24 protein-coding genes and 1 pseudogene are annotated in these 26,973 nt (G+C 35.4%); 21 read left to right on the plus strand and 4 right to left on the minus strand.

Annotated features, from left to right (window positions below):
- Window positions 1-544: 544 nt before the first annotated feature.
- Both D8844_RS05500 and D8844_RS05505 read left to right on the plus strand, forming a co-directional pair.
- Window positions 545-2,644, plus strand: coding sequence for an ATP-dependent nuclease (locus tag D8844_RS05500; protein WP_109289505.1), 2,100 nt, complete (start codon window positions 545-547; stop codon window positions 2,642-2,644).
- On the plus strand, window positions 2,631-4,448 hold the full coding sequence (locus tag D8844_RS05505) for a UvrD-helicase domain-containing protein (protein ID WP_125422504.1): 1,818 nt from the start codon (window positions 2,631-2,633) through the stop codon (window positions 4,446-4,448). Before D8844_RS05500 ends, D8844_RS05505 begins: the two co-directional genes overlap by 14 nt.
- 95 nt (window positions 4,449-4,543) lie before the next feature.
- On the opposite strand, the gene D8844_RS05510 is transcribed toward D8844_RS05505, so the two are convergent.
- Window positions 4,544-5,707: an ATP-binding protein gene (locus tag D8844_RS05510; protein WP_125422507.1), complete on the minus strand. Its 1,164-nt coding sequence runs from the start codon at window positions 5,705-5,707 to the stop codon at window positions 4,544-4,546.
- Window positions 5,708-6,070: 363 nt separating this feature from the next.
- Between D8844_RS05510 and D8844_RS05515 the strand changes: the two genes are divergently transcribed.
- The 3 genes from D8844_RS05515 to D8844_RS05525 are packed head-to-tail and all read left to right on the plus strand — an operon-like array spanning window position 6,071 to window position 8,662.
- Window positions 6,071-6,433, plus strand: coding sequence for an SAG1252 family conjugative relaxosome accessory protein (locus D8844_RS05515; RefSeq protein WP_049536423.1), 363 nt, complete (start codon window positions 6,071-6,073; stop codon window positions 6,431-6,433).
- Window positions 6,434-6,435: 2 nt separating this feature from the next.
- On the plus strand, window positions 6,436-6,801 hold the full coding sequence (gene mobC, locus D8844_RS05520; RefSeq protein WP_049536421.1) for a plasmid mobilization relaxosome protein MobC: 366 nt from the start codon (window positions 6,436-6,438) through the stop codon (window positions 6,799-6,801).
- The gene (locus D8844_RS05525) at window positions 6,788-8,662 is read left to right on the plus strand and encodes an SAG1250 family conjugative relaxase (protein WP_125422510.1); all 1,875 of its coding nucleotides are present in this window, start codon (window positions 6,788-6,790) and stop codon (window positions 8,660-8,662) included. Before mobC ends, D8844_RS05525 begins: the two co-directional genes overlap by 14 nt.
- Before the next feature lie 104 nt (window positions 8,663-8,766).
- Here the strand turns inward: D8844_RS05525 and D8844_RS05530 are convergent, their stop codons facing one another.
- Window positions 8,767-9,630 carry a helix-turn-helix domain-containing protein gene (locus D8844_RS05530; protein WP_049536417.1) on the minus strand — a complete coding sequence of 288 codons (864 nt, stop codon included), beginning with the start codon at window positions 9,628-9,630 and terminating at the stop codon, window positions 8,767-8,769.
- 191 nt (window positions 9,631-9,821) lie between these two features.
- Between D8844_RS05530 and D8844_RS10515 the strand changes: the two genes are divergently transcribed.
- The 10 genes and pseudogenes from D8844_RS10515 to D8844_RS05585 all read left to right on the plus strand — a co-directional run bounded on the left by D8844_RS10515 (window position 9,822) and on the right by D8844_RS05585 (window position 19,791).
- Window positions 9,822-9,992: a PhrA family quorum-sensing system peptide gene (locus D8844_RS10515; protein ID WP_001227862.1), complete on the plus strand. Its 171-nt coding sequence runs from the start codon at window positions 9,822-9,824 to the stop codon at window positions 9,990-9,992.
- A 49-nt stretch (window positions 9,993-10,041) separates the two neighbouring features.
- The gene (locus D8844_RS05540) at window positions 10,042-10,734 is read left to right on the plus strand and encodes a hypothetical protein (RefSeq protein WP_049536414.1); all 693 of its coding nucleotides are present in this window, start codon (window positions 10,042-10,044) and stop codon (window positions 10,732-10,734) included.
- A gap of 376 nt (window positions 10,735-11,110) precedes the next feature.
- Window positions 11,111-12,619, plus strand: coding sequence for an ABC transporter ATP-binding protein (locus D8844_RS05545; protein WP_260467545.1), 1,509 nt, complete (start codon window positions 11,111-11,113; stop codon window positions 12,617-12,619).
- A 35-nt stretch (window positions 12,620-12,654) separates the two neighbouring features.
- Window positions 12,655-14,040 (plus strand): ATP-binding cassette domain-containing protein, encoded by a 1,386-nt coding sequence (locus D8844_RS05550; RefSeq protein WP_185757670.1) that lies wholly within the window; start codon window positions 12,655-12,657, stop codon window positions 14,038-14,040.
- Between the two features lie 476 nt (window positions 14,041-14,516).
- A pseudogene (locus D8844_RS05555) lies at window positions 14,517-14,807 on the plus strand (group II intron reverse transcriptase/maturase); the annotation flags it as partial.
- A 1,217-nt stretch (window positions 14,808-16,024) separates the two neighbouring features.
- Window positions 16,025-16,246 carry a type II toxin-antitoxin system RelB family anti-toxin gene (relB, locus tag D8844_RS05560; RefSeq protein WP_000286248.1) on the plus strand — a complete coding sequence of 74 codons (222 nt, stop codon included), beginning with the start codon at window positions 16,025-16,027 and terminating at the stop codon, window positions 16,244-16,246.
- A 305-nt stretch (window positions 16,247-16,551) separates the two neighbouring features.
- Entirely contained in the window at window positions 16,552-16,821 is a 270-nt protein-coding gene (locus D8844_RS05570) for a DUF3173 family protein (RefSeq protein WP_000450956.1), read from the plus strand.
- Window positions 16,793-17,980 (plus strand): tyrosine-type recombinase/integrase, encoded by a 1,188-nt coding sequence (locus D8844_RS05575; RefSeq protein WP_125400223.1) that lies wholly within the window; start codon window positions 16,793-16,795, stop codon window positions 17,978-17,980. Before D8844_RS05570 ends, D8844_RS05575 begins: the two co-directional genes overlap by 29 nt.
- A 477-nt stretch (window positions 17,981-18,457) precedes the next feature.
- Window positions 18,458-19,360, plus strand: coding sequence for a DUF2268 domain-containing putative Zn-dependent protease (locus D8844_RS05580; protein ID WP_001166706.1), 903 nt, complete (start codon window positions 18,458-18,460; stop codon window positions 19,358-19,360).
- A 62-nt stretch (window positions 19,361-19,422) separates the two neighbouring features.
- The gene (locus tag D8844_RS05585; RefSeq protein ID WP_000559015.1) at window positions 19,423-19,791 is read left to right on the plus strand and encodes an EXLDI protein; all 369 of its coding nucleotides are present in this window, start codon (window positions 19,423-19,425) and stop codon (window positions 19,789-19,791) included.
- 160 nt (window positions 19,792-19,951) lie between these two features.
- Here D8844_RS05585 and D8844_RS05590 read toward each other — a convergent pair whose 3' ends face one another.
- Both D8844_RS05590 and gdhA read right to left on the minus strand, forming a co-directional pair.
- Complete coding sequence (locus D8844_RS05590; RefSeq protein WP_049520689.1) at window positions 19,952-20,437, minus strand: GNAT family N-acetyltransferase; 486 nt, start codon at window positions 20,435-20,437, stop codon at window positions 19,952-19,954.
- 31 nt (window positions 20,438-20,468) lie between these two features.
- Window positions 20,469-21,815: an NADP-specific glutamate dehydrogenase gene (gene gdhA, locus D8844_RS05595; RefSeq protein ID WP_000199519.1), complete on the minus strand. Its 1,347-nt coding sequence runs from the start codon at window positions 21,813-21,815 to the stop codon at window positions 20,469-20,471.
- A 204-nt stretch (window positions 21,816-22,019) separates the two neighbouring features.
- Between gdhA and D8844_RS05600 the strand changes: the two genes are divergently transcribed.
- From D8844_RS05600 to D8844_RS05625, 6 genes are all read left to right on the plus strand, one after another.
- Window positions 22,020-22,955 carry a dihydroorotate oxidase gene (locus D8844_RS05600; protein ID WP_125422518.1) on the plus strand — a complete coding sequence of 312 codons (936 nt, stop codon included), beginning with the start codon at window positions 22,020-22,022 and terminating at the stop codon, window positions 22,953-22,955.
- A 32-nt stretch (window positions 22,956-22,987) separates the two neighbouring features.
- Window positions 22,988-24,025: a DNA polymerase III subunit delta gene (holA, locus tag D8844_RS05605; RefSeq protein ID WP_125422520.1), complete on the plus strand. Its 1,038-nt coding sequence runs from the start codon at window positions 22,988-22,990 to the stop codon at window positions 24,023-24,025.
- 69 nt (window positions 24,026-24,094) lie between these two features.
- Window positions 24,095-24,700, plus strand: coding sequence for a superoxide dismutase SodA (gene sodA / locus D8844_RS05610; RefSeq protein ID WP_000974725.1), 606 nt, complete (start codon window positions 24,095-24,097; stop codon window positions 24,698-24,700).
- A gap of 155 nt (window positions 24,701-24,855) precedes the next feature.
- Window positions 24,856-25,386 carry a YutD family protein gene (locus D8844_RS05615; protein ID WP_125422522.1) on the plus strand — a complete coding sequence of 177 codons (531 nt, stop codon included), beginning with the start codon at window positions 24,856-24,858 and terminating at the stop codon, window positions 25,384-25,386.
- Window positions 25,387-25,406: 20 nt separating this feature from the next.
- Window positions 25,407-26,492 (plus strand): dual-specificity RNA methyltransferase RlmN, encoded by a 1,086-nt coding sequence (gene rlmN, locus D8844_RS05620; protein WP_125422524.1) that lies wholly within the window; start codon window positions 25,407-25,409, stop codon window positions 26,490-26,492.
- 1 nt (window position 26,493) lies between these two features.
- Entirely contained in the window at window positions 26,494-26,973 is a 480-nt protein-coding gene (locus D8844_RS05625) for a VanZ family protein (protein ID WP_125422526.1), read from the plus strand.

Here is a 26,973-nt window from a genome sequence, read left to right on the forward strand (position 1 = left end):
TATTGGCCAACTATAAATTAAAACACTGTTTTGAAATTATATCGAATACTTTTGAGTCAATTACAAACTTACAACAACTAGAGAATTGTGTAGTTTGAAGGAAATAAGTACAAGTTTATTAGAAAAGTAGCATTTTATAGGATTATCACGAAAAATTCTAATTTTAGAATTATACTTTCTATTAATTTAGAACATGTTTTTTTATTTTTAAATGTTATAATAGTGTTATCAAGTAAAAGTAGCATACTATAATTGGTAATAATATAAAATTCTACTAAAGACACATGGCCTGACAAAAACAGATTTGCTCGAATTGTATAAATTTTATGCAATAGCCCTTAGCTGTTATAAAAACGGAACAAGTACCATTTCAACAGAATTTATAGAAGATGTGTCTATGCTTCAAAAATAGATCAAGGTTAAGCTTCTGTCACTCTTCAATGATGCCTTTTTGGGTAATAGAGTAAGGTTGAGGAAGAGATGTTGAAGGTGGAAAATAGCACTTAAAATTAAAACAGTTGAATTTAGGAAACGAGGACAAGTAATGAAGTTAACAAAAATGGTTATTAATAATTTTAGATCTTTTGGGGAGTGTCAAGAAATTAACTTTAATAATCAAACTGTACTGATAGGGAATAATAGTTCAGGAAAGACAACTGTATTACAGTCATTGAGTAAGTTGTTTTCAGATAAACAAAGTGATAGAATCATTCGAAAAAGTGATTTTCATTTACCAAAAGGGTTAAGACCTGGTGAAAACACAAGAAATCTTTTTATAGAAACTATTTTTGAGTTTGATGAACTTGCTGGAACTGTCTATGGACCAGCCATTCCAACATTTTTCGAGCACTTTACAGTTTCTCAAGATGGTGCAAAACCTTTTTTACGAATCAGATTAGAATCTTCCTGGGAAGATGATGGAACAGTTGAAGGAAGTATTGATACTCAAATTTATTATATTTCATCTGATGAAGATACTATTAGAGATGAAGACAAACATCGTGCTCCTAGAAAAGATTTGGATAAAATTAGGGTACTTTATGTACCAGCTTCAAGAACACCTGAGAAGGAGTTGGGTAATGCTTCAGGTAGTATGTTAAGTAGGTTGGTAAATAGTATAAATTGGACTAAAGATGAGATAAATGAAATTAAAGATAAAATTGATGAGTTGAATAACACATTTTTATCTGAAAATGGAGCATTAATTCAGATCAACAATGAGATTCAGAAATCATGGGAATTATATCATGAAGATAACCGTTTTTCTCAAGCAGAGTTGATTATTAATTCTTCTGAGATGGCGGCAGCACTTAGACAGATTGCCTTAAAATTTTCACCAACAACCACTGAAGAAGCATTTACAGTTTCAGATCTAGGAGATGGACTAAGATCTATTTTTTATTTTTCACTTGTTGATTCGATACTTGATATTGAGTTAGAAATTACCAAAGACCGTGAAGAGAATCCTGATAATCCAAGATTTAAGTTGGTACCTCCAATACTAACTATTTTAGCAATAGAAGAACCAGAAAATCATATTGCTCCACATCACATTGGAAAACTGATAAAAAGGTTTAAGCAATTAGGCAATAATGACAACTCTCAAGTAATTTTAACTTCACATTCTCCAGTTATTGTAAAAAGAATCGACCCAGAAGATTTGAGGTATTTAAGAATAGAAAATAATGACAGTGTTCTTCAAACCATTGTTTCTGATATACAGTTACCTCAATCGAGTGATGAGTCTTATAAATACATTAAGGGAGCAATTCAAGCCTATCCTGAACTATATTTTGCAAAATTAGTAGTATTGGGTGAAGGTGATAGTGAGGAACTGCTATTACCAAAGTTTTTTGATTTACTTGGACTGGAAATTGATAGTTCTCAGATTTCAGTAGTTCCTTTAGGAGGTAGGCATGTTAATTATTTGTGGAAATTATTGAACGCTCTCAGAATTCCTCATATTACCTTATTAGATTTCGATAACGAAAGATATGGAGGTGGCTGGGGAAGAATTCAATATGCAATAAAACAATTGATACTAAATGGGGTTGCTAAAGAAAAACTTGTTACTGTAGCAACCGAATCTCAAAAATCACGAGTTCTAGATGATGATGAGATTGATAAAATAAAGGACTGGAAGATTGATAGACCTGATAATCAGTTGCTTGAGGGGTGGATTAAAATGTTAGAAAAGTTCAATGTGTTCTTTTCTACGCCGCTTGATATTGACTTCTTAATGTTACAACATTATAGGGAATATTATCTGGATATGTTATCTTCGAAAGAAGGACCAGTCATTTCATATGCTGATTCAGGCGGGAATTGTAAAAAAGTAAAATTAACTGATTTGGATTGTATTAATAAATTGCAGTTAGAAGGTCTCGAAAAACGTATAGAAGAAGCAAAGATAGCTACTTTAAAGGATAAGAGTGGACCGGGGGATAGTTTTACTAGAGAAGAGAAAGAATTAATGATTTGGTATCAATATTTCTTTTTAGGTAGAGGAAAGCCAACAACTCATATGCAATTTTTATCATCTATTAGTGATGATGAATTAACAAGAAATCTACCCCCTGTATTTGCAAAAATAGTTAACCGTGCTGAAGAATTACTTGGAGATATTGAACATGGTGAAGAGTGAGGAGTGGCTTCCTAAAGGAGATATCATTTTAGAAGAGACTGCATTAGGAGCCGTCAAAGATGTGACTAACTGTTTAGTCATTGCTGGACCCGGTGCGGGGAAAACTGAATTACTAGCTCAAAAGTTAGACTATTTATTCTCTACAAATAAATGCGTTTCTCCGAAAAAAATTCTAGCATTAAGTTTCAAAACGGATGCTGCATCAAATTTGAAAGAAAGAGTTAAGAAACGTTATGGTGATGAGTATGCTTCTCGTTTTACCTCATTAACCTATTCGGCTTTTGAAAAGAGAATTTTAGACCAATTTAGAGATGTTCTACCTGAGGATATACGACCATTAAGAGATTATTTGATTGAAGATTGGGATACTATAAAAGAACTACTCTCTATGAATGGAATTAATGTTAATGGATGGAGAATGTCAGATATAAGAAATTTTGTCGAAAATATTATACTTAATGACGGGAATACTCACAAATTAAAAAAGGATTTACTAAATGGAACACAAGATAATAAGCCGGTTCTCTTGTATAGGCAAATAACAAAGTTGAGTACTCAAATAATAGCTACTAACGAATACATCCGTAAAGCACTTCAAATGACATACGATTTTGTATTTCTAGATGAATTTCAGGATACTACATATGCCCAGTATAATTTATTAAAAACTTGTTTTTTAGGTTCGTCTTGTAAATTAACAGCAGTTGGAGATAATAAGCAAGCCATTATGAGATGGGCAGGTGCGAATCCTGATATTTTTCCAGACTATATTCAAGACTTTAATTCAAATGAATATCAATTGTTGATGAATCACCGCTCTGTACCTAAACTTGTAGAATTTCAAAAAGAGGTTCATCAGATATTAAATAGTAATCACAGTTCTATTCAGACAAATAATTATCCAGAATTTCAAGAGGGTGAAATAACATTATTTGAATTTGAAAATGAAAGTTTAGAAGCTGAGTTAATTGCAAATGATATAGAATCAAAAATTCAAGGAGGTATACGACCATCAGAAATTTGTATCCTAGCAAAACAGAAGGTTGATGATTATAGTTCAAAATTGATAACTACATTAAGTAGTAAAGGGATTAAAGCAAGAATTGAAAATGAATATCAAGAGCTTTTAAAAGACCCTACTTGTAACCTATTATTAGATTTAATATCATGCAGTCAAGGAAAACGAGATCCTTTAATTTGGGAAAATCTTAGTAATTTTTATGGAAATATCAATGGAATAGATGAATTTACTGATGAATTAATTTTAGCAAAATCCTATAAGGAGATTGACAATATAGTTAGTGATATTACTTACCTAATTTCAAATCCTATTCCCGATGAAGACAGGATGCTAAATTTAATTAATTGTATTATCGAAAAAATAGGTGACAAAAGAATTATTTCCAACTTTCCAATGTACAATGGGAAAAATGACTTGTTTATCACCATCAATAAGTTTTCAAAACTATTATATGAAGAGTATTCTCAATCACAAGGTGCATGGATAGATATAATATCTAATTTCAAAGGCGAAAACTCAATTTCAATCATGACTATACACAAAAGTAAAGGATTAGAATATGAGGCAGTTTATTTTTTAGGGCTGGAGGATTCTGCATTCTGGAGTTTTAATGATCAACCAGAAGAAGATAAAAGTGCGTTCTTTGTCGCACTTTCAAGAGCAAAAAGTCACTTAATATTCACATACTGTAAATTGAGAAATAATAGGTCGCAAAACAATAGAAATATTAATGAAATCTATTCATTACTAATTCAATCCAGTTTAGTTGATGTTGTTAATTAATAATGATTAAGGCATAGGAATTAGTTTTTTTAAATAAACTAATTCCTATGCCTTGTATTGCATGTTTGAGTAGTTGAAAATGTGATAGTAGATTATCAAGATATACTTTTTTGAAAACTTTTTAATAACTTAATTAAGTTTAGTTCAGTTAAGTTTTTCTCATTTTCTTGACTATTATAGTCAGGATTTTTTTGTTTCGCCTTTTTAAAGTACAAATTCAAATCTTTTTTTGAAACGACTAGTTGCTTCATTATCTCTTCTGTTGAAAAATTATTTTTTATTAAGTTGTGAGTCTTTTCCAATTCTATTTTATCATCATAAATTACTATATTATTTTTAAATCTATCTAAAGGATATTTTTCGAGACCAGATATTGAAGATAAAACTTTCAGCAATTGGTATTTTAAAGTATTTTTGTATAAACAGTGGTAATAAATAGTGTCAGAATAACCACATTCAAAACTTTCTAAATCAGGGGAGGGCACGAGACAATTTCCCTGATCTAAATATAAAGCCATAAAGTCGATAATTGTAAGGTGTCGATAACGAAGTTGTACCAATTGCCAATCAACATTGGTTTGGTATTGATTTAAACTATAAGGCATAGTTTTGAAACGATTTGCATCATCGTCGGTAAGTTTAATATAAAAATCGGGATTAGGATTATAAATAAAAAATCTTCCGTCTTCATTTTCAATGAAGAACCAATTTTTATAGTCTTTTAAAACATGAAAATACTGCTCTTTGATATTTAAGTCGGTATGATTAAACTTTTGAAACAACTTATTTATTAACTCAAAAGGAGCAGAGGAGTCTTTAGGAGTATTTATAGAGCCATTTCTAGCATATATTAATCCTTTTGGTAATACAGTATCTTTCTTAGGCTTATAATCTTTTGTTAAAAATACAGGAACTTTATCTGTATCATGAATAATTAAGATGTCAATTTCTTTGCTGTCTATAGTTTCAGTTTGTATGCTAATTTTAATTTGATTATTTGTTGATATAAAGAGTTTATGTAGCAAATCTGTTAGATCTTCTTCATTTCTTCTATTATCATCATTGTTTACACCGATTATATCTAAAGTAATATTATCAATTCCAAAGATGATATAACAATCTTCGTGATGTGATGTATTGACAAAATTTAAGATATCACGCACCAATTCAGTTTTAGAATGATGCCATTTTTGCTTAAAATCATGAAACTCATCTTCGGGAGTATTCAATAGTAAATGTATTTGATCTAGATTCAGCATTTTTATTTCTCCAAATATTAGTTTACAGAAATTTTATCATAGAATCAGAGAAAGTCAATCATAACTATATTAGCTGTGATACCTTTTCCAAATCTTCCCTGTTATCCTAATATCATTCATAGAAAGTCAATTTTTGATTTTCTATGGGGGTTTGGGGGCGAAGTCACCAAGTTATCTTATCGTTGGCTGTCAAAACTAGAAGGTTTTGATAGGCTGACGATATGATTTTTGGGATATTGTGGACACAATATCTGAGCTCGCAAAAGCCGAAAAATAACCTTTTGAGGCTTTTAGGAAGCACCCGTATCCCATACGGTATCGGGGATAACCCGATAGAGGCAAGTAGAGAAGGAGTATGACAAGATGACAGACCAATACCGCATTATCCGTAAGGAAATCAATCTGACACCAGAGGAGCTGGAACAGATTCAGAAGCTGATGAAACAGGAACATGTAGAGCAATTTTCTCCCTTTGTTCGTCAAAAGTTACTTGATGCAATCGAGGGAAGAAAGTCAATGACGGATTGGTTTACCCTCTGGCAATACCAAAAGATTGAACAAATCAGCCGAGATATTTTACAGGTGACTATCTTGGCTGAACAAAGCCACCAAGTCACGGCAGAGCACCTACGGATTATCTTGACCTGCGTACAGGAGCTAATAGCAGAGGTTAACCAGACTATCCCACTCAGTCAAGACTTTCGGGACAAGTACATGGGAGGTTAGGGATGGAAAATCGTTACCGAACTAATCTTAAAAAAGTTTTTCTGACAGACCAGGAACTTGCGACCTTGTACGACCGTATCGGACATAGTCGCTGTAAAAATTTCTCTGCTTATGCTAGAAAAGTTTTGCTTAACCCTAACATGACCTTCCTAACCATTGACACCAGCAACTATGAAGATCTGGTCTTTGAACTGAAACGTATCGGAAACAACCTTAATCAAATTGCACGGACGGTCAATCAGACTCACATCTTAAAACCATGTGACCGTGAGTTGTTGGTACAGGGCATTGGTCAATTGATTAAAGAAGTTGAAAGTGACTTTAATATTAAATGTCAGCAACTGAAGGAGTTTTATGGTAGTCACTAAGCACTTTGCGGTTCACAGCACCAAGTATCGCAAGAGCCTCATCAAGTATATTCTCAATCCTGAAAAGACGGAGCAGTTGAAGTTGGTTTCTGATTTTGGCATGAGGAACTATTTGGTTTTTCCTAGTTATGAGGAGATGGTGGATATGTATGAGGCCAACTTAACTAACAATGACAGGCTCTACGATTCCAGAAACGACCGCCAACAGGTCAAACAAACTAAAATCCATGCCCATCACTTGATCCAGTCTTTCTCGCCTGATGATAAGCTGACACCAGAGGAAATCAACCGCATTGGCTACGAGACCATCAAGGAACTGACAGGTGGAAACTTTCGTTTTATCGTGACAACACACACAGATAGAAACCATGTGCATAATCATATCCTGATAAACTCTGTTGACCTCAATTCTGACAGGAAGCTCAAATGGGATTACGCTCAAGAGAGAAACCTTCGCATGATTTCTGACCGCTTGGCCAAGGAAGCAGGAGCAACGATTATCCAGCCTAACCGTTATTCGCACGAGAAGTTTGAGGCTTACCGCAAGACCAATCATAAGTTTGAACTCAAGCAACGGCTTTATTTTCTCATGAAACACAGCAAAAACTTTGAGGACTTTTTGGCCAAGGCTCCTGCTCTAAACGTGGAGATGGATTTTTCCCACAAGCACGCCAGATTCCTCATGACTGACCGAGAGATGAAACAGGTCATTCGCGGTAAGCAGCTGGATAAGAGACAGCCCTACACCGAGGACTATTTCCGAGAGCAGTTTGCGACACGAGCCATTGAGCAGCGATTGGATTTTCTTTTGCCTAGAGCCCGTGACCTCTCTCATCTTTTGGAAATGGCAGAGCAGTTAAACCTGACAATCTCCCTGAAGAAAAAGCATGTGACCTTTACCTTGACTGAGAACAGTCGAACCATTTCTATAGAGAATAAAAAGGTCAGTACGAAAAATTTGTACGATGTCCAGTTTTTTGAGGATTATTTTGACCAAAGAGAAAGCATAACAGAGTCTGACTTGACTAACTTTGTCTATGATTTGAAGACTTATCAAGAAGATCAGGACAAGGATAAACTCTCAAGTGAGGAACTCCTAACAGCCTACAAGGAGTTCAAAGAGAAACATGACCAGATTCAGGAGTTTGAAGTTGTCCTAGCAGAGTATCAGATTGATAAGGTGGTCAAGGAAGGTCTTTTCATCAAGATGAATTACGGTGTCAAAAAAGACGGCTTGGTCTTTATCCCAAACCGAAACTTGGATATTCATGAGAACGAACAAGACAAGTCCTACCATGTCTTTATACGAGAGACCGCCCAGTTTTTCATCTTTAACAAAGAAAGTTCAGACCTCAATCGTTACATGAGAGGGCGTGAACTAATCCGTCAACTTACTCACGACAGCACGCATATCCCTAAACGTAGGCGGCCAACCATTGCCAACCTCAAAGAGAAAATCGCAGAGGTGAATCTTCTTATCGAATTAGACCTTAACAATCAGTCTTACCAGGAAATCAAAGATGAGTTAATCAAGGAAATCGCCCAGCTGGATTTGATCATTACAGATTTGCAGGATAAGGTTGCTCATCTAAACAAGGTAGCAGAGGTCTTAATCAATCTCAACAACTTAGACCCAGAAAATAGAAGACTGGCAAAATATGACTATGCCAAGATGAACCTGACTTCAGCTATCAAACTGGAGCAGGTGGAGAAAGAAATCGAAGAAAATCAAAAATTTATGACTAAATGGATAGATGATTACGAATATAAGGTTAGGAGATTAGAGAATTTTATCAATATACTTGATAATACAAGAAATCAAAATGTTACCAAATTAGAACGGGAAACAAAATCAGTATAGTTATTTGAGATACCATGGAAAAATTATAAGGCTGATAGTATTAATATCACTATCAGCCTTACAGGTTATTTAATGTTTAAGTAGCACTCCAATATCAAGATAAACTAAACAGCATCTAGTTCCTTCAAATAATTTTCTATCTTCATCAGCATTAAAGGATTGTTATAAATCTTGCATAGCTCTCTTGCTTCTATATAATAATTTTTGACTTGTTCTTTGTCTAGAAATTTGGCTCCAGCATTTCCTACAAGAATAAGTAGGGGAGCTAGTTGGTAGCTTGTCTGTCTTTGTTTACAGAGTTCAATCGTCTCAAGAGCTTCTTGGATGGCTTCGTTATATTTTTCCTTTGACACTAGGTAGTGCGCGTAGTTGTAACGAACTCTGATGTAGCCAAATAAAAACTCTTGATGCTCAAAATTTTTTGTCTGATATAACTCCATTAAATGAGAGTAGTTTGCCTCATATTCTTGTTCACGACCCACTAAGGAATAGAAATTAGATAGAGTATTCAATGCCTTTAAATAAATCAGAGTATTTGAGGAGACTTTTAATAATAAATTTTCCAATGAAGAAATAGCCTCACACTTACTGTCATATTGATAGAAGTCAATAATAGCTTTAATCCATTCAAGGTAAGTTCGGTCTTCTAGTGTTAGAAAAGTACTTCGTTCAATCTCTATTCGATAAATATATTCCAAATCGTCATAATTTCTGTCATCTAATAGTCGAGCAGATAACTGCTTGAAATTAGAGAGGTTAGATTTAATTTCAATTTGTTCATTAAAAAAATAATCTAATGGTACTTCAAGTCGTTGTGAGAGTTTGAACAAAAGGTCTGCGGAGGGAATGAAATGCCCTCTCTCAATTTTACTAATCTGGCTTTGTTCACAAATTCCTTCTGCAAGAGTTTGTTGGGAGAGTCTCAACTCTTTTCTTTTCAATCTGAATTTTTCTGCGAGTGTATTCATTAAAGATAATAAACCTTCCTATTTGCTTAATTTCATTATAAAATTTTTAGTTCAAAATAGCAAGTTAAAGGAATGAATAATTCTTTATGGTAATAAAAAAAAAAAAAAGTTCAAAATGTAATAAAAATGATTGACTAAATAATATATATGTGTTAGAATAAAAACAAGGAAACAGAAAGGGGTTTCATTGCATGAGAAAAAAACGTGGAATTAAAAAATTAGTTACATTTGCATTACTAGGTGTTTTTATGTTTAGTAATACAATTCCTTACCAACAGTTTATTCAGAAGAATAAACAATTGGAGATTCGAGTGCAATCACAAAAGAAGTCCAATGGTCTTGATGTTGGGAAGGCTGATTAATTATTTGGGATAGGAGTGCATACATTTTTACATATTAGGAGGGATTATAATGAATAATATTGTTGGTTTATATACTACTATTGATGATATCGGAAATCATGAGCGTCACTACACAAAAATTGGTGATTTCCAAAAAGGAAACAATCCTTGTATTGTAAGGTATGTCTCAGGCAGTGATGCAACTGTGAGATATCAAGATGAGGTTTATTCGCTTGAAGCAGGGATGATTCTTGGTGCGGATGCCCTAGTTGATACAAATAATTCATTTGTTGAGATTACTGACTCATATGAAAATATTTATAGACTTGCACCTGAAAGTCAATTCTGTTTAGAAATGACAGTTAAGGGAGTAATTCCAGTTCATTTTGGACATGTTCATGTTATTCCTTCTTATCAGACAATTGAAGCAGGAGCTAAATATAGAACAAGTTGTTATACAGGTCATAATCAAGTTACTATTGAAATGGTTGCGAATAATATAGATGTATATTATTCATATGATAAACCCGTTGAAGTATTTGAGTTTGATGAGTTAGGAAATAAATTTACTTTGTTTACTTTGGCACCGTATCAGAAATGTATTCTTCAAGACCAAGGTGGTAGTATGCGAGATAGATACCATGTTTTAGAACAATCTAACTTGGAAAATAGTGAAGTCATAAGATTGTATGAAACTTATTGTATGCCATTTAATTGGAGATTACAAGCTGAAGAGGTGCAACTAAGTGCACAAGCTAATTAGTATTGTGTTGTTGTATTCTGGCTAAACGCTTAGAAATTAAAGTATGCACTTATATAATTTGGGCTAGAGTTTATTCTAGCCTAAAATTTTATTAAAAGGTAGTTTGAACATGGAAAAAATATTTAACTATTTAAATTTATATCTAAAAAGTTTGAATTTTGTGTGGAAAACATCAAAGTCTATAATGTTGTGGATGATTTTAATGGTTCCTATACAATCTATTCTTCCTTCTATCAGTATTTTTATTACTAACATAGTTGTCAATAAAATATCCTCTTTGAATTCCATAAATCTTACTATGCTTATTGCGGTTTGGGGGGTATCTTTCTTTCTTAACAATCTAATATCCCCACTGCTCGTGATGATACAAGGTCGCATGACTGATTTATTGACGTATCAATTAAATACGGAGTTGATGCGTAAATCAGAGAGATTACAGAATATTAGTTATTTTGAAGATAGCGAATTCTATAACGATATACAGTTGCTTAGTTCAGAAGCAAGTTGGCGTCCAGTAAATTTATTAGTATTTGGAACTAGCCTTATCTCCAATGCAATTGTATTTGCTTCTATGCTGTTAATGGTTAGCTCTGTGAATATACTAGTAAGTTTACTACTGTTTGTTGTATTGATTCCACAAGGTATCATAGCTTATAGAATCCAGCAACAGGCATTTGAAACACTTGTGTCTAATAGTGAAGAATCTCGTAAGTTAGATTATTATAGTCAGGTTCTTTTGAGTAACAATCACATTAAAGATATTCGGCTTTATAATTTATATTTCTTTTTTATTACAAAATATACAGATGTATTTACATCAATAACTGACAAGCTCCAAGTTGATCGGAGAAAAAAATTTACCAATTCAGCTTTATTTATAACTCTTAATAGTATCGTCATAATTTTAATGTTTGGATATGTTATTATTCAAATCAAAAAAGGTGTTTTAGATTTAGGTGTTATTTTTGTGTTTTCTACTAGTATTATCTACTCAATAAATAGTATGGCTAGACTTGTAGAAGATAGTTCACTCCTCTATGACACTCTCCTCTACATGGAAAACTTTTTTAAGTTTATTGAAATTGAAGATGAGCTAAGTACAGAAGTACCAATTACTAAAACTGAAAATAATTTTGGTGATGATATCATAGAATTTAGAAATGTTAACTTTTCTTATTCAAACAATTCTGATTTGGTATTAAGTAACGTTAGCTTTAAAATAGCTGAGGGAGAGAAAATTGCAATAGTTGGGGAAAATGGAGCTGGAAAAACGACTCTAGTCAAATTGCTATGTGCTTTCTATCCTAACTATTCGGGTGATATAATAGTAAACAATAAGTCACTTAGAGAATATGAATTGACAGATTATAGAAAGCAGATTACTTCAATTTTCCAAGATTTTTCTAAATTTGATATTTCATTAAGAGAGAATGTTGCACTGTCCGATTTATCTAGGATATTTAAAAATGAAGATATAACTAAAGCGCTTGATAAAGGTCGGTTTAATATGAAAGATATGTCATTAGACCAAGTTTTGGGAAGAAAATTTGATGGTGGGAAAGAATTATCTGGCGGGGAGTGGCAGAAAGTTGCACTGTCCAGAGCGTTTTTTTCAAATGCACCAATCTTAATATTAGATGAGCCGACGGCATCAATTGATGCCAAAGCAGAATATGAATTATTTCAAGATTTTCTGCAATTGACACAAGGAAAAACTGTTTTCTATATTACTCACAGACTTGCGAGTGTAAAATTTGCTGATAAAATTTTGGTGTTAAAATCCGGTGTAATTCATTCATTCGGAACTCATAATGAGTTAATGAATAAGGATGAGTATTATAGAAAATTGTATAAAATGCAATCGTCAATGTACGCTGAAGAATAGTTTGAAATATAGGAGCTGATATGGAAGTTCTCCGCATGAAAAATATCGAAAAACAAATTAATTCACGACATATCCTTCAAATACCTGAGTTAATTCTTCATCATGGTGAACGGATAGGCATTGTGGGGAGTAATGGTGTAGGAAAAACAACTTTGCTAAGAATGATTATCCAGGAAGATATTGATTACAAAGGTATGATAACAGTGAATGGAGATATTGCTTATGTTCCTCAAGTTAAGGAGATTAGAGATGGATCAGGAGGAGAGATTTCTTTAAAGTTATTAAAGGAGGCCTTTTCTTCAAGATCCTCTATACTAATTTTAGATGAGCCGACATCTCATTTGGATCAGCATAATGTTCAATGGTTAATTCATAGAATATCGAAATTTGATGGTACAATAATTTTGGTTAGTCACGATCGTTTTTTACTAGACAATATTATAGAAAAAATTGTTTTCATTGAAAGGAGTCAAATAGGAGTTTTCAAAGGAAATTTTACGGAATTTGAAAATGAAAGAAATCAAATAGAAGAGCAATGTTGGAAAAATATTGCTCAATATAACAATGAGGTGGCTAGGTTAACTAAAGAATTAGAAAATAAAAAGATAAGATCAAAAAAAATTAGTAAGAAAAGTTCTAATAGAATCAGCAACTCAGACTGGAAAGCGCGTTCAAAAATGGGGAGCTACGATAGTCAAGAAAAAGCCATGGCCAAATCAGCCAAAGCTATTGAAAAAAGATTAAGTAGATTGACTGCACCTTCCCGACCTTCACCTAAAACACAAATTAAGTTTAAAACAATAAGCTCCACATTAGAGTATTCTTCTAATACAATGATCGAATTAAAAGAAAGCAAGCTAAGTACAAATTTTATAGATCTTTATATACCTCAAATAAAAATGAGGTTTGGAGAAAAATGGTTGTTAACTGGAAGAAATAAATCTGGAAAGACTACATTATTAAAAAGTATAGTAAATCAAGAAATAGATGGATATTTTTCAAAAGGTTTAAAAATTGGGTATTTTAGTCAAGAATTAAATACACTAGACCAAGATAAAACACTCTTTGATAATATATATGAAACAAGTAGTCATAATAAACAATTAATTATAAACTTTCTTGCAATGCTAGATTTAAAATTTGATAAAATATTTGTTCCGTTTGGCAAGCTCTCTGGGGGTGAGCAAGTTAAAGGCCAACTTGCATCAGTCCTTCTGAGCGATTCAAATTTTCTTATTTTAGATGAACCAACAAACTTTCTTGATATTATCTCACTTAATGCACTAGAAAAATTCTTATTAAGTTATCCAGGTTCGATACTTTTGGTTTGTCATGACACATATTTTCAAGAAAGATTACATTTTAAAAAGTTATGCATTCTAAATAACAACTTGCTTCTAGAGGATTACTTTGAAGATTGATTGAGTAAGCTAAATAGGTGAACCATTTTATTTTTTGATAGCTAATCAATATCCATGATGTAAAAAGCAGCGTAAAATCGTTGCTTTTTTCTTTGTACGACTTATCCCGTGAGGTCTCATGGGAGTAAATAAGACGTAGTAACAACTAATCATAAGAAGTACCCTCGCCTATTGTCGTTATCAACTTATTCTTCGTTGAACAACAATGGCTGGGGCAGGCTCTCAGCCGAAGCCATAGTAGTGATGAAATTTCTGTAATGGAAATGGAGCGAAGGACTGAATATTTCAACAGTCAGGGGAGTGACTGTTGAAAGTTTGACACTGGAAATACAGGCTGTCGAACTGAAGTATACCTACTTCACTTGTGTCTGTAAAAGAACGGTCTGATAGAACTGGAGGCGGTCACGTATTGACTAGAAGAAAGTTCGCCAATATAAGATATCCTACAGACACCTAAACAAGAAAGGAATACACACATGTCACAGTTACTAGATAATATCCTATCTCGTTCAAATATGTTGGATGCTTACAATCAAGTTAGAGCTAACAAAGGTTCAGCAGGAATTGACGGCGTAACCATTGACGAAATAGATGACTATCTCCGCAAACACTGGCGTTCAACTAAAGAACTCATAAAGCAGAGGAAGTACAAGCCTCAGCCAGTTTTACGAGTTGAAATTCCCAAAGCTAACGGCGGAGTTCGTCAGCTAGGTATCCCAACGGTTATGGATAGAATGATACAACAAGCTATTGTCCAAGTCATTACTCGATTGTACTGTTAGATTATAATATTTTAGTCTAGTCATAGAGTTCCTTAGTTAACGTGATATTAAGACCATCTTTTCTAAAAACCGGCGGTAAAATAACCTGATTTTTCACTCTTAATAATGAAGACAAAAAATTGAGAGTTTTTATGAAAAAGCGTGCACCTCCGATTCTCCTCTAATACTTCAATCAAGAATAAGAAGGAGGAAAAGTATGGTTTATTTTATACATGTTAATAACATAAAGATCCCTGTTTCTGATCTTGCGTTATGATACATCTTGATTGACATATTCTACCTTCTTATCTAAGAGTTTCCTTGAGATAGCATAGCAAGTTTGTCACTCTACTGAGATCAGAATAGAAGGTTTACTGACCATATTTTAAGCAATAACAGATTCTAGTTCACAATATCAGAAACGTATCCAATTATTAATTTATTCTACTCCATCATAAATTTGTATCACCTAGTTGTTTTTAGGAGATATAGTCTTGGTAGATTTATTAAAAAGTTGTACAACACTAGGTAATTTAATAAACTTTTCTTGATGCATATAGTCATAAATCATCTTGATTTAAGAAACAACTGAATCAAAATGTTGGAATTTATAAGTGTGAATAAAAGTTTTCATACTATATCCCCTTGGTTTTTTTCTTCACTTATGTGAACTCTGTCAGAAAGTCAGGCCAAATCTTATTTAGTTACAAGTAATAGCTAGCTTCTATAGAATGATAATGAAAATTCTAGATTGGATTTGCATAATACTGTTATCAGTAGATCTTCTATCATTGATTTGTTTCACCGGTGTTACAGAATCTAGATTAGTTTTACAAGTAAAAATAGAACGTTTTCTATCCTAACGACGAGCAGTATAAGCAGTTTTTTCCTTTGATTAAATAAAACTAAAATTTAGTATTGTTCAGCTTCAGAGAAGTGCTTGTATGATTGATTTGTGAACATTTTCCTATAATTTTGTAATATTTTTGAGACTATAATATATTAGACAAACATGTCTTTTGTGTTTCACTTTATTTTACAATAAGACTAATTTTTGAAAGTCAGTAATTTTAAATAGTTGATAAAATCTTTGCTCTCAGACGGTTAATAGATATGCTTATGAGAAGTGTTTAATAAATTAATTTTAGTTCAAAATGTCCAGTTTGGACACTTTGAAAGATTTCTTAGTTTTATATATTATACTTTTCTCAGGAGAAAGCTAGATGTACAGACGTTTGAGAGATTTGAGGGAAGATCACGATTTGACCCAAAAACAAATAGCTAAAATACTTTCGTTTACAAACTCAGCTTATGCTAAAATTGAACGGGGTGAGCATGCCTTGACGGCAGATGTATTGGTAACTCTCTCAAACTTTTACGATGTCAGTACAGACTATCTATTGGGATTGACAGATTTTCCTGATAAAATTCGCTTTAGAAAATAATCTCCTCAATTTCATAGAGTGTGAAAATGAGGAGATTTTTTATTTGTTCTTTGACAATTGAATAGTCCAAAATGGTACTTTCCTCATTTGTGGAGCAGATTTGAATGGCTCGCCATGACAAGAGCGATTTTAAAACCATCAATAAAATAGAGCGATACTTTATATGCCATGATACAAATGATATACAATGATACTTCTGACCGTTCAGGCTGCCACCGTAAAAGAGCAGCAAGTGAAATTCTTATGATGACTTCATCAGTCATGCCATGGAGGTGAAAAAATCTAAGAAAGGAAGTAGTAAAATCATGGAAACAGTAAACTATAAAGATTTAGTTGCGATTGGTTTTCCAGAGCACACATCGAGAAATATTATTAGACAAGCAAAAAAAATTGCTGTAAAAAAGTTTGAAGAAGCTAGAAAAAATGATAAGAATGCGGTACAATTAGGATGTTCACCTTTCGATAATAAAAGGTTAGGCATTGCTCCTAAAAATATTGTAGAAAATTTAATTGGTATTTCTTTTTCAGATATAGAAGGTGAGAAAAATGGTTATATCAAAGACAAAGAAATATAAAGGTGTTTACAAAGATTCAAAAGGAAAAATATATTTTCAAATTGAATTAGGAGTTGATCCAATAACTGGGAAAAGAATTCAAAAGAAAGGAAGGAAAAATCAACAGGGACTACCGTTTAATTCTTTTAAGGAAGCATATGAAGAGATACTTCGTTTAAAACATGAATTTGTGAACTCTACTATTAATAATAGTTTTCTAACTTTTAGAGAGTTTATGGAAGAGATTTATTTAAAATATTATCAACAAAAAGTTCAATTTGTAACTTATCAGACCGCTTTACCACATCATCAGTTTTTTATTAAGCAATTTGGTAGTAAAAAATTATCAGATATTAGTACTATTGACTGTGAAAGATTTCGCTTAGCTATTATAGACAAGTATTCTAGTAACTATGCTAAAAATATGTGGTCTAGATTTAAAGCATGTCTGGGCTATGCAGAAAGATTGGGTTATATTGATAGAGTTCCTTTTAAAGGATTAGATAATCCTAGAGGAAAGCACCCTGATACAAAATTTTGGACATTTGATGAATTTAAGAAGGTAATAAACTCTTTTGATATTAGTGAGTATGAGGGACTCCATAATTACATGACGATCTGGTTATATTTTATGACTGGCTTAAGAGTTAGTGAGGGTATTGCTCTTAAATGGGAAGATATTGATTTTGAACGTAAATGGATTCATGTTCATTCGACAATTGAGAAAGACAAAAACGGTGTATGGTATGCTAAACAACAAACAAAGACAGTAGCAGGGAATCGTAAAATTGATTTAGATGATTTTACGATTACAATACTTAAAAAATGGCGAGAAGTTCAAATCAAGAATGATGATGAAGATTATGTAATATCACGTTTTGGTGCCCCCTTGTGTAAGTCTACAATTTCTAGGATAATAAAAAGGCATGCTAAGATTACTGGTGTACCAGAAATTACGGGGAAAGGATTAAGACATAGTCATGCATCTTATCTTATAAATGTGTTACATAAGGATACTTTATATGTTTCATATCGATTAGGACACGCTGATAAGTCAACCACGTTGAATACATATAGTCATTGGTATTATTCAGGTGATTCAACAATTTCAGAAGAGATTACAAACAGTTTAGATAATCTTGGATTATCAATTTACCTACCAAATTCCTGCCAGAGTTGAAAATTGAGGAATTAACCCACTAATACTGGGAGAAAATAGGATTTGCAAATTGTTACTCTTAAATAATAGAGCAACTACATTAGTAGCTTAAAAACATGATAAAACCGCTATTCTTAGGAGTAGCGGTTTTTCTTTTTATATTTCATGGGGTACAAATGGGGCAAACTAATTATATAGTTTATCTAGGAGACAAACAAGTTTTGAATAATAGGCTTTCCATAAAAAATAATACAAGTTTTTACCCTTCAGGATTTATTTTTTTCTGGTATCATCATTCCTATGAACAGTAGAAAAGTAAGTTTTTAATTTATTGATACTCCGGATATTACAATCTCAGTATTAAAGAACTTTATTGAAGGTAATTTTCGAACGGTTTGAGGTAATTTCAATGAAATTTTAATAGATATTTCAATTTTCTTCTTGACTCTGACCCTAGGTAAGGGATTATACTAATAGTAGATAAGAAAGGAGATTATTATGCAAATCAATATGATTCGTTCAGATAAAGTTTATCAGGAGATGCTTGAGCTTCCTTTAGAAAAGAGAGAAGGTCTCTTTCGAGCTAAAATATTAGCACCTTTTGCAATGAAATACCAAACGCAACACATCCCTTTGAAAGCAAAGTACCCTGGAGGATTTGATGCTCTATTCCTACTTGGCTTTATGAATCAGTTGCCCGGAACTCTATCAGAAAAGGATAGACCGGCTATCGACGCTCTGAGCTCTGATCAACTCTGGCAGGATTGTCAAGATACCATCAAGAGGAGTATTGGTCTTTTTGAGCAAGCTGGCTATGACTTAGAGGTTGAGGATTACTATTTTACTATTTTATTGGGCAATCCAGAAAAACCTATGCTACAGCTCAATAAGGGTTACAGCGGAGATGGAGGAATTCCAGGCTACCTCATGCTTAGTTTACTACCAAATGACTATACTTTACCCCGTGTGCAGGCAGCGTTAGCCCATGAGTGCAATCACAATGTCCGCTTCCAATTTGTCAAATGGAACCAGCAGACGACACTAGCAGACTGGGTAGTCAGTGAAGGATTGGCAGAGTCTTTTGCGGCTGAGCTCTATGGTAAGGATCTCATTGGGCCTTGGGTTACTTCAACCAGTCCAGAGCAGTTAGAAGAGATTAAGCCCATCATCTCAAGTCAGCTTCAGCTAACAGGTATGGCGGAAATGGCTCCTTATCTTTACGGTGATGAAATTGCTGAGATTCAAGGTCAAATACCGGTTGGTATGCCTTATGCTGCAGGCTATGCTTATGGCTATCATCTTATACAAGCCTATCTGAAAAAGACTGGCAAGAGCATTATTGAGGCCACAGTAACACCAACAGAAGAGATTTTAGAGGCGACTGAAGACTTTTGGAAATGACACTTTTGTTTGAAAATTTGCCAGAACATGATATAATGTAGGTAATTTCAGGAGGTGATAGTATGCACTATAAAAGAATTGAATTGAAGGTGACAGATCAAGGAATTCATGAGCGCAAGATTTTTCAAGGTGTTAAGATTTTCAGTCGTAGCAAGTTATCTAAAGATCAGAAAAGCATTCTAACACAGAAGCTTTACCTGACTCCGAAGCAAAACATCGTTTACTATCAACGGACAGATGTCAACTATGACCAGAACTGGCAGCATAATAAGGACTATTACGAATTAGCTTATGGTCAGTTGGACAGAGAGACTGTTTTTAAGGTTTGTCAAGATTTTGACGAACTAAGTCCTTTTCTGGAAAATGAGCTACTTGAGAAGCTAAAAGAAAAGCAGTTAACAGGCAAATTTTTTGAAAAATTAGATATATAAAAATCCGGCTGCTTTTATAAGCAGTCGGATTTATTCTAGTGTGATAGTGCTGAAACAATACCTTTACTATCATAGCCTTGGCTACATTTTTAAAAGTTATTTTAGCTGTCTTGAGGAGCTTGATACTGATGTCCTCAAGTCGACCATAGTATATTGCCATCTATTCATCTGATGAGAAGGATTTTATCATCCAGATATTCATAGCTGGGTGGCCGGCGGCGTTAGAAAGTGGTTCTTGTAGTGCTGTAAAACCATAGTGCTGATAGATTGCCACAGCCGTAGCCAGTTCAGTAGAGGTTTCTAGATAAAGCTGTTCATAACCAGCTAGACGGGCTTCCTGGAATATCCGCTTTATCAAACGGCTGGAATAACCTTTGCCACGGCTATTTTTAGTGACATACAGTTTTTGTAATTCAGCAATCTTATCAGACACAGGTGCAAAGCCACCACAGCCAACCAGCTGACCTTCATCTTCCAGAATAAAGTAAGCTGCTCTCTCTTGCTGTTGATAGTAGTCGGCCAAATGATCTAGATGAGAATCAAAGTAGACAGTTCCAGGTTTGTCAAGCCCGAATTCTTCAAGACTAGCTCGAATGAGCTGCGCTACAGCTGGATTATCTCTTACTTCCATTGGCCGTAAGTTCATCATTTGTCCTCCGATAGGATGTATCGACTAATTAAACAATACCTTGTGCAATCATAGCATTTGCTACGTTTTCGAAGGCAGCGATATTTGCTCCTGCAAGGTAGTCGGTACCAAGTCCGTATGTTTCAGCAGTTGTTTTAGCTGTGTTGAAGATGTTGGTCATGATGTCTTTGAGGCGTCCATCAACTTCTTCACGAGTCCATGAAAGGCGAAGGCTGTTTTGGCTCATTTCAAGCGCTGATACAGCTACACCACCAGCGTTAGCAGCTTTGGCAGGTCCGTAAAGGATTCCGTTTTCTTTGTAGACTTTAATCGCATCAAGGTCACTAGGCATGTTAGCACCTTCAGATACACAGATAACGCCTTGAGCAACCAAACGTTTGGCTGCGTCACCGTTGATTTCGTTTTGAGTCGCACATGGAAGAGCGATGTCGTAGTTTCCAGCGTAAGTCCATACAGAACCTTCATGGTAAGTAGCAGTTGCTTTCTCAGCTGCGTACTCAGTCAAACGAGCACGGCGTTTTTCTTTAACATCAACCAAAAGATCGAAGTCAATACCATTTTCGTCGATGACATAACCGTTTGAGTCAGATACAGAGATAACAGTAGCGCCGAGTTCAGTCGCTTTTTGAAGAGCATATTGAGCTACGTTACCAGAACCTGAAATAACCACTTTCTTACCAGCAAAACTGTTACCATTAGCTTTGAGCATTTCTTCAGTATAGTAAACCAAACCATAACCAGTTGCTTCTGGACGAATCAAGCTACCACCAAATCCAAGAGGTTTACCAGTCAAGACACCCGCATCAAATTGGTTAAGACGTTTGTATTGTCCGTAAAGGTAACCAATTTCACGTCCACCAACACCGATATCACCAGCAGGTACGTCAAGAGATGGTCCGATGTATTTTTGCAATTCTGTCATAAAGCTTTGGCAGAAGCGCATCACTTCAGCATCAGTCTTCCCTTTAGGATCGAAGTCTGATCCACCTTTACCTCCACCGATTGGAAGTCCAGTCAAAACGTTTTTAAAGATTTGTTCGAAGCCAAGGAATTTCAAGATCCCTTGATTTACAGTTGGGTGGAAACGAAGTCCGCCTTTATATGGTCCAACAGCTGAGTTGAATTGAACACGGTAACCACGGTTGACTTGGACTTTGCCTTCACGGTCAACCCAAGGAACACGGAAAGAAATTACGCGCTCAGGCTCAGTGATACGTGCCAAGATGTTTTCTTCGATATACTCAGGATGTTTTTCAAATACAGGTTCCAAAGTGCTGAAGAATTCTTCAACCGCCTGGAGAAATTCAGCCTCATGCCCGTTACGAGCTTTCACAGTTGCAAACACGCTTTGGATATAGTCTTTAGCAGATGTCATATCGTTCTCCTTTTGTTGTTATATTTTATTACATGAGCCATTATAGCAGAATTTTTTTTGAGTGTAAAGAAAAAAACAGAAATTTTCTAAAAATTCTTTCAATTTACAAAACCGAACATTTTATATAGAAATTAGTTTCTCAAAGAGAAAATCTTAAAGTATGGTATAATATTAGAAATAAAAGGAATCTGGAGGATCAGAATCATGGTATCAACGAAAACACAAATAGCTGGCTTTGAGTTTGACAATTGCTTGATGAATGCAGCGGGTGTTGCTTGTATGACGATAGAAGAGCTTGAAGGGGTCAAAAACTCAGCAGCGGGTACTTTTGTCACGAAGACAGCGACCTTGGACTTTCGTCAGGGAAATCCTGAACCGCGTTACCAAGATGTTCCACTTGGTTCTATCAACTCTATGGGCTTGCCAAATAACGGCTTAGACTACTATCTGGACTATCTTTTGGACTTGCAGGAAAAGGAGCCAAACCGTACTTTCTTCCTATCTTTAGTTGGCATGTCTCCAGAAGAAACACATACCATCTTGAAAAAAGTTCAAGAGAGCGAGTTTAAAGGACTGACTGAGCTTAATCTCTCTTGCCCAAATGTTCCAGGAAAACCTCAGATTGCCTATGATTTTGAAACAACAGACCGTATCTTGTCAGAGGTATTTTCCTACTTTACCAAACCTCTTGGAATCAAATTGCCACCTTATTTTGATATTGTTCACTTTGATCAAGCGGCAGCTATTTTCAACAAATACCCGCTCAAGTTTGTTAACTGTGTTAACTCTATCGGAAACGGCCTTTATATAGAAGACGAGTCTGTCGTGATTCGTCCTAAGAATGGTTTTGGTGGAATTGGTGGAGAGTATATCAAACCGACTGCTCTAGCGAATGTGCACGCCTTTTACCAACGTTTAAATCCCCAAATACAAATCATCGGAACGGGTGGCGTTCTTACGGGTCGTGATGCCTTTGAACATATCCTCTGCGGTGCGAGTATGGTGCAAGTAGGGACCACTCTTCACAAAGAAGGTATCAGTGCTTTTGAACGCATTACCAATGAACTGAAAGCTATTATGGCGGAAAAAGGGTACGAGAGCCTAGAAGATTTCCGTGGGAAATTGCGCTATATTGATTAAGTTTAATAAAAAATCAGAAGAAAGGAGAGAAGATGCTAGCAATAGAAGAGAGCCAAAACTTGTCTCTATCAAACTTATCTAGCCTGACCTTATTTACAGGTTCGGACCAAGGTCAGTTTGAAGTTATGAAGGATCAGGTGCTGAAACAGATCGGCTATGATCCAGCCGACCTTAATTTTGCCTACTTTGACATGAAAGAAGTAGCCTATAAGGATGTGGAACTGGAGCTAGTCAGTCTCCCTTTCTTTGCAGATGAGAAAGTCGTGATATTAGACCATTTTGTCGATATCACAACAGCCAAGAAACGCTTTTTAGCAGATGATGAACTCAAGTCGTTTGAAGAATACCTTGACAACCCTTCACCAACAACCAAGTTGTTGATTTTTGCTGAAGGAAAGTTAGATAGTAAAAGACGGCTGGTCAAATTGCTCAAACGAGATGCGACTGTATTTGATGCTATTGAACACAAGGAACAAGAACTCCGCCAGTATTTCCAAAAATGGAGTCAGACACAAGGTCTGCAGTTTGTGGGGCAATCCTTTGAAAATCTACTTCTCAAATCTGGTTTTCAATTTAGCGAAATCCAGAAAAATCTCCTTTTTTTACAGTCTTATAAGTCTGACGGCGTGATTGAGGAGAAGGATATTGTCGAGGCTATTCCAAAGACTCTGCAGGACAATATTTTTGATTTGACTCAGTTTATTTTAGCTAAGAAAATTGATCAGGCCCGTGAGTTGGTTAGAGACTTGACCTTGCAAGGGGAAGACGAAATTAAGCTCATAGCTGTCATGTTAGGACAGTTTCGAACTTTTACCCATGTGAAGATTTTATCAGAGACTGGTCAGACAGAATCGCAGATTGCAAGCAGTCTGGGAACTTACTTGGGGCGCAACCCTAATCCTTATCAAATCAAGTTCGCATTAAGAGATTCGAGAGGGATTTCCTTGGCCTTTCTCAAGCGAGCGATTTCTTATTTGATTGAAACAGACTACCAGATTAAGACAGGTGTCTATGAAAAGGGGTACCTGTTTGAAAAGGCACTTTTGCAGATCGCGGCAGAAGCAAATTGAGCAAAAAACTTGAAAAAAGAGGATGATTGCGTTATCATTTTCTTATAGAAAGAAAAAGAGGTATTACAGATGGCTATTATCTTACCAGACCTTCCATACGCGTATGACGCATTGGAACCATACATCGATGCTGAAACAATGCACTTGCACCATGACAAGCATCATCAAGCCTACGTTAACAATGCGAATGCTGCTCTTGAAAAACACCCTGAAATCGGTGAAGACCTTGAAGCTTTGCTTGCTGATGTAGAATCTATCCCAGCTGATATCCGCCAAGCGCTTATCAACAACGGTGGTGGACACTTGAACCACGCTCTTTTCTGGGAATTGATGACTCCTGAAAAGACTGCTCCTTCAGCAGAACTTGCAGCAGCAATCGATGCAACATTTGGTTCATTTGAAGAGTTCCAAGCAGCCTTTACAGCAGCAGCTACAACTCGCTTTGGTTCTGGCTGGGCATGGTTGGTTGTCAACAAAGAAGGGAAGCTTGAAGTGACTTCAACAGCAAACCAAGATACACCAATCTCAGAAGGTAAAAAACCAATCTTGGGCTTGGACGTTTGGGAACATGCTTACTACGTGAAATACCGCAACGTGCGTCCTGACTACATCAAAGCTTTCTTCTCAGTGATTAACTGGAACAAAGTAGACGAGCTTTACGCAGCAGCTAAATAATAAAATATGGAGGGAAGAATTGTTCTTCTCTTTTTAAGGTTATAAAGCAGAAGTCTGACAGAATCGTCAGACTTTTTTCATTTTCAAGATATTCGTGCCAACTTGTAGAAAATATGGTAAAATAGAGTGTTAAGTAATCGTGGAAAAGGAATACTATGCGTAAAGAAATTGCACCTGAATTATACAACTATAACAAGTTTCCTGGCCCAGAATTTCATGTAAATGGGGATAAGGTTGAGACTGAAGGGATTGCTTTTACCTTGGTTGAAAATATCAAGGATGCCTTCGATGTGACAGTCTTTAATCAACGCTTTTCAGAAGTGTTGACCAAGTTTGATTATGTCGTGGGGGACTGGAGTAATGAACAGCTCCGCCTACGTGGTTTTTACAAAGACGATCGAACAGAGGAAAAAATTGAAAAAATCAGTCGTTTACAGGACTATCTTTTGGAGCACTGTAGTTATGGTTGTGCCTATTTTGTTCTAGAAAATCAAGCACCTAAGCGTGCGTCATTTGACAAGAAAATGCGTAAAAAGGAAGAGGAAAACCTTCCTAGAAGAGGAAAGAAAACTTCGCAAAACAAGAGAAAGCCACATGCGGATAAGAGAAATAGACGTCGTCATAAGGACCAAAAGTCTCAGAAAGAGGACAAGGGACAGCGCCATTTTGTCATTCGTCAGAAATAGATAGAGAATAAGGAGAAGAGATGAAACCGTCTATTTATAGTTTAACACGTCAAGCCATGCAAGAATGGGTATTAGAACAAGGAGAAAAGAAATTCCGAGCAGATCAAATCTGGGAATGGCTCTACCGTAAACGTGTCCAGTCCTTTGAAGAAATGACCAACCTTTCCAAGGGTTTGATTGCCAAGCTCAATGAGCAGTTTGTCGTAAATCCATTGAAACAGCGGATCTTACAAGAGTCAGCTGACGGTACTGTTAAGTATCTTTTTGAGTTGCCAGATGGCATGTTGATTGAGACAGTACTCATGCGTCAACACTACGGTTTGTCAGTCTGTGTGACCACTCAGGTTGGATGTAATATTGGTTGTACCTTCTGTGCATCAGGCTTGATCAAGAAGCAACGTGACCTCAATAACGGGGAAATCGTAGCGCAGATCATGCTAGTTCAGAAATACTTTGATGAACGTGGCCAGGATGAACGTGTCAGCCATATCGTTGTTATGGGAATTGGTGAACCATTTGATAATTACAACAATGTTTTGAATTTTGTCCGTACTATCAATGATGACAAGGGGATGGCTATTGGTGCTCGTCACATCACAGTTTCAACTTCAGGTTTGGCCCATAAAATTCGTGACTTTGCTAATGAAGGCGTACAGGTTAATCTGGCTGTTTCCCTTCACGCACCAAACAATGATCTTCGTTCAAGTATCATGAAAATTAACCGTGCCTTTCCGATTGAAAAACTCTTCGCAGCGATTGAGTACTATATCGAAACAACCAATCGCCGTGTGACCTTTGAATACATCATGCTCAATGAAGTCAACGACGGTGTTGAACAAGCCTTGGAGCTGGCGGAATTGCTCAAGAACATCAAGAAATTGTCTTATGTAAACTTGATTCCCTATAACCCAGTTAGTGAACATGACCAATATAGCCGTAGTCCTAAAGAGCGCGTGATGGCCTTCTACGATAGCCTCAAGAAAAAAGGGGTCAACTGTGTTGTCCGTCAAGAGCACGGTACAGATATTGATGCAGCTTGTGGACAATTGCGTTCTAATACAATGAAACGTGACCGCCAGAAGGCAGTCGCAGCGGTAAATCCATAAAATGACTAGAAAAAGAGAATTAATCTTGAGATTGGGAGTGACTATTTACAGTCTATGCATTGTCTGTTTTTGTTTTACTCCCCAGCCTCAACTTCCTACAGGAGTGGAAACTCCAGGTATTCAAACTTTTGGACGCCTGGTTTTTCTTTTAACTCCCTTAAACTCCCTTTGGAATCTGGGTGAAGTGACTAGTTTGGGACAAGTCCTTTGGATCTTTTTGCAGAATATTTTAAATGTCTTCTTGCTCTTCCCTCTGGTCTTTCAACTGATCTATCTCTGTCCAAATTTACGGCAAACGAAAAAAATCATCCTTCTCAGCTTTCTACTGAGCCTAGGAATCGAGTGTACGCAGCTGGTCTTAGACTTTTTCTTTGATTTTAATCGGGTCTTTGAGATTGATGATTTGTGGACCAATACCTTGGGTGGTTATCTGGCTTGGCTCCTCTATAAAGGACTACATAAAAACAAGATAAGGAATTAG

It is taken from the genome of Streptococcus oralis, from assembly GCF_003942875.1.
In the GTDB taxonomy this organism is placed as follows: Bacteria; Bacillota; Bacilli; order Lactobacillales; family Streptococcaceae; genus Streptococcus; species Streptococcus oralis_BX.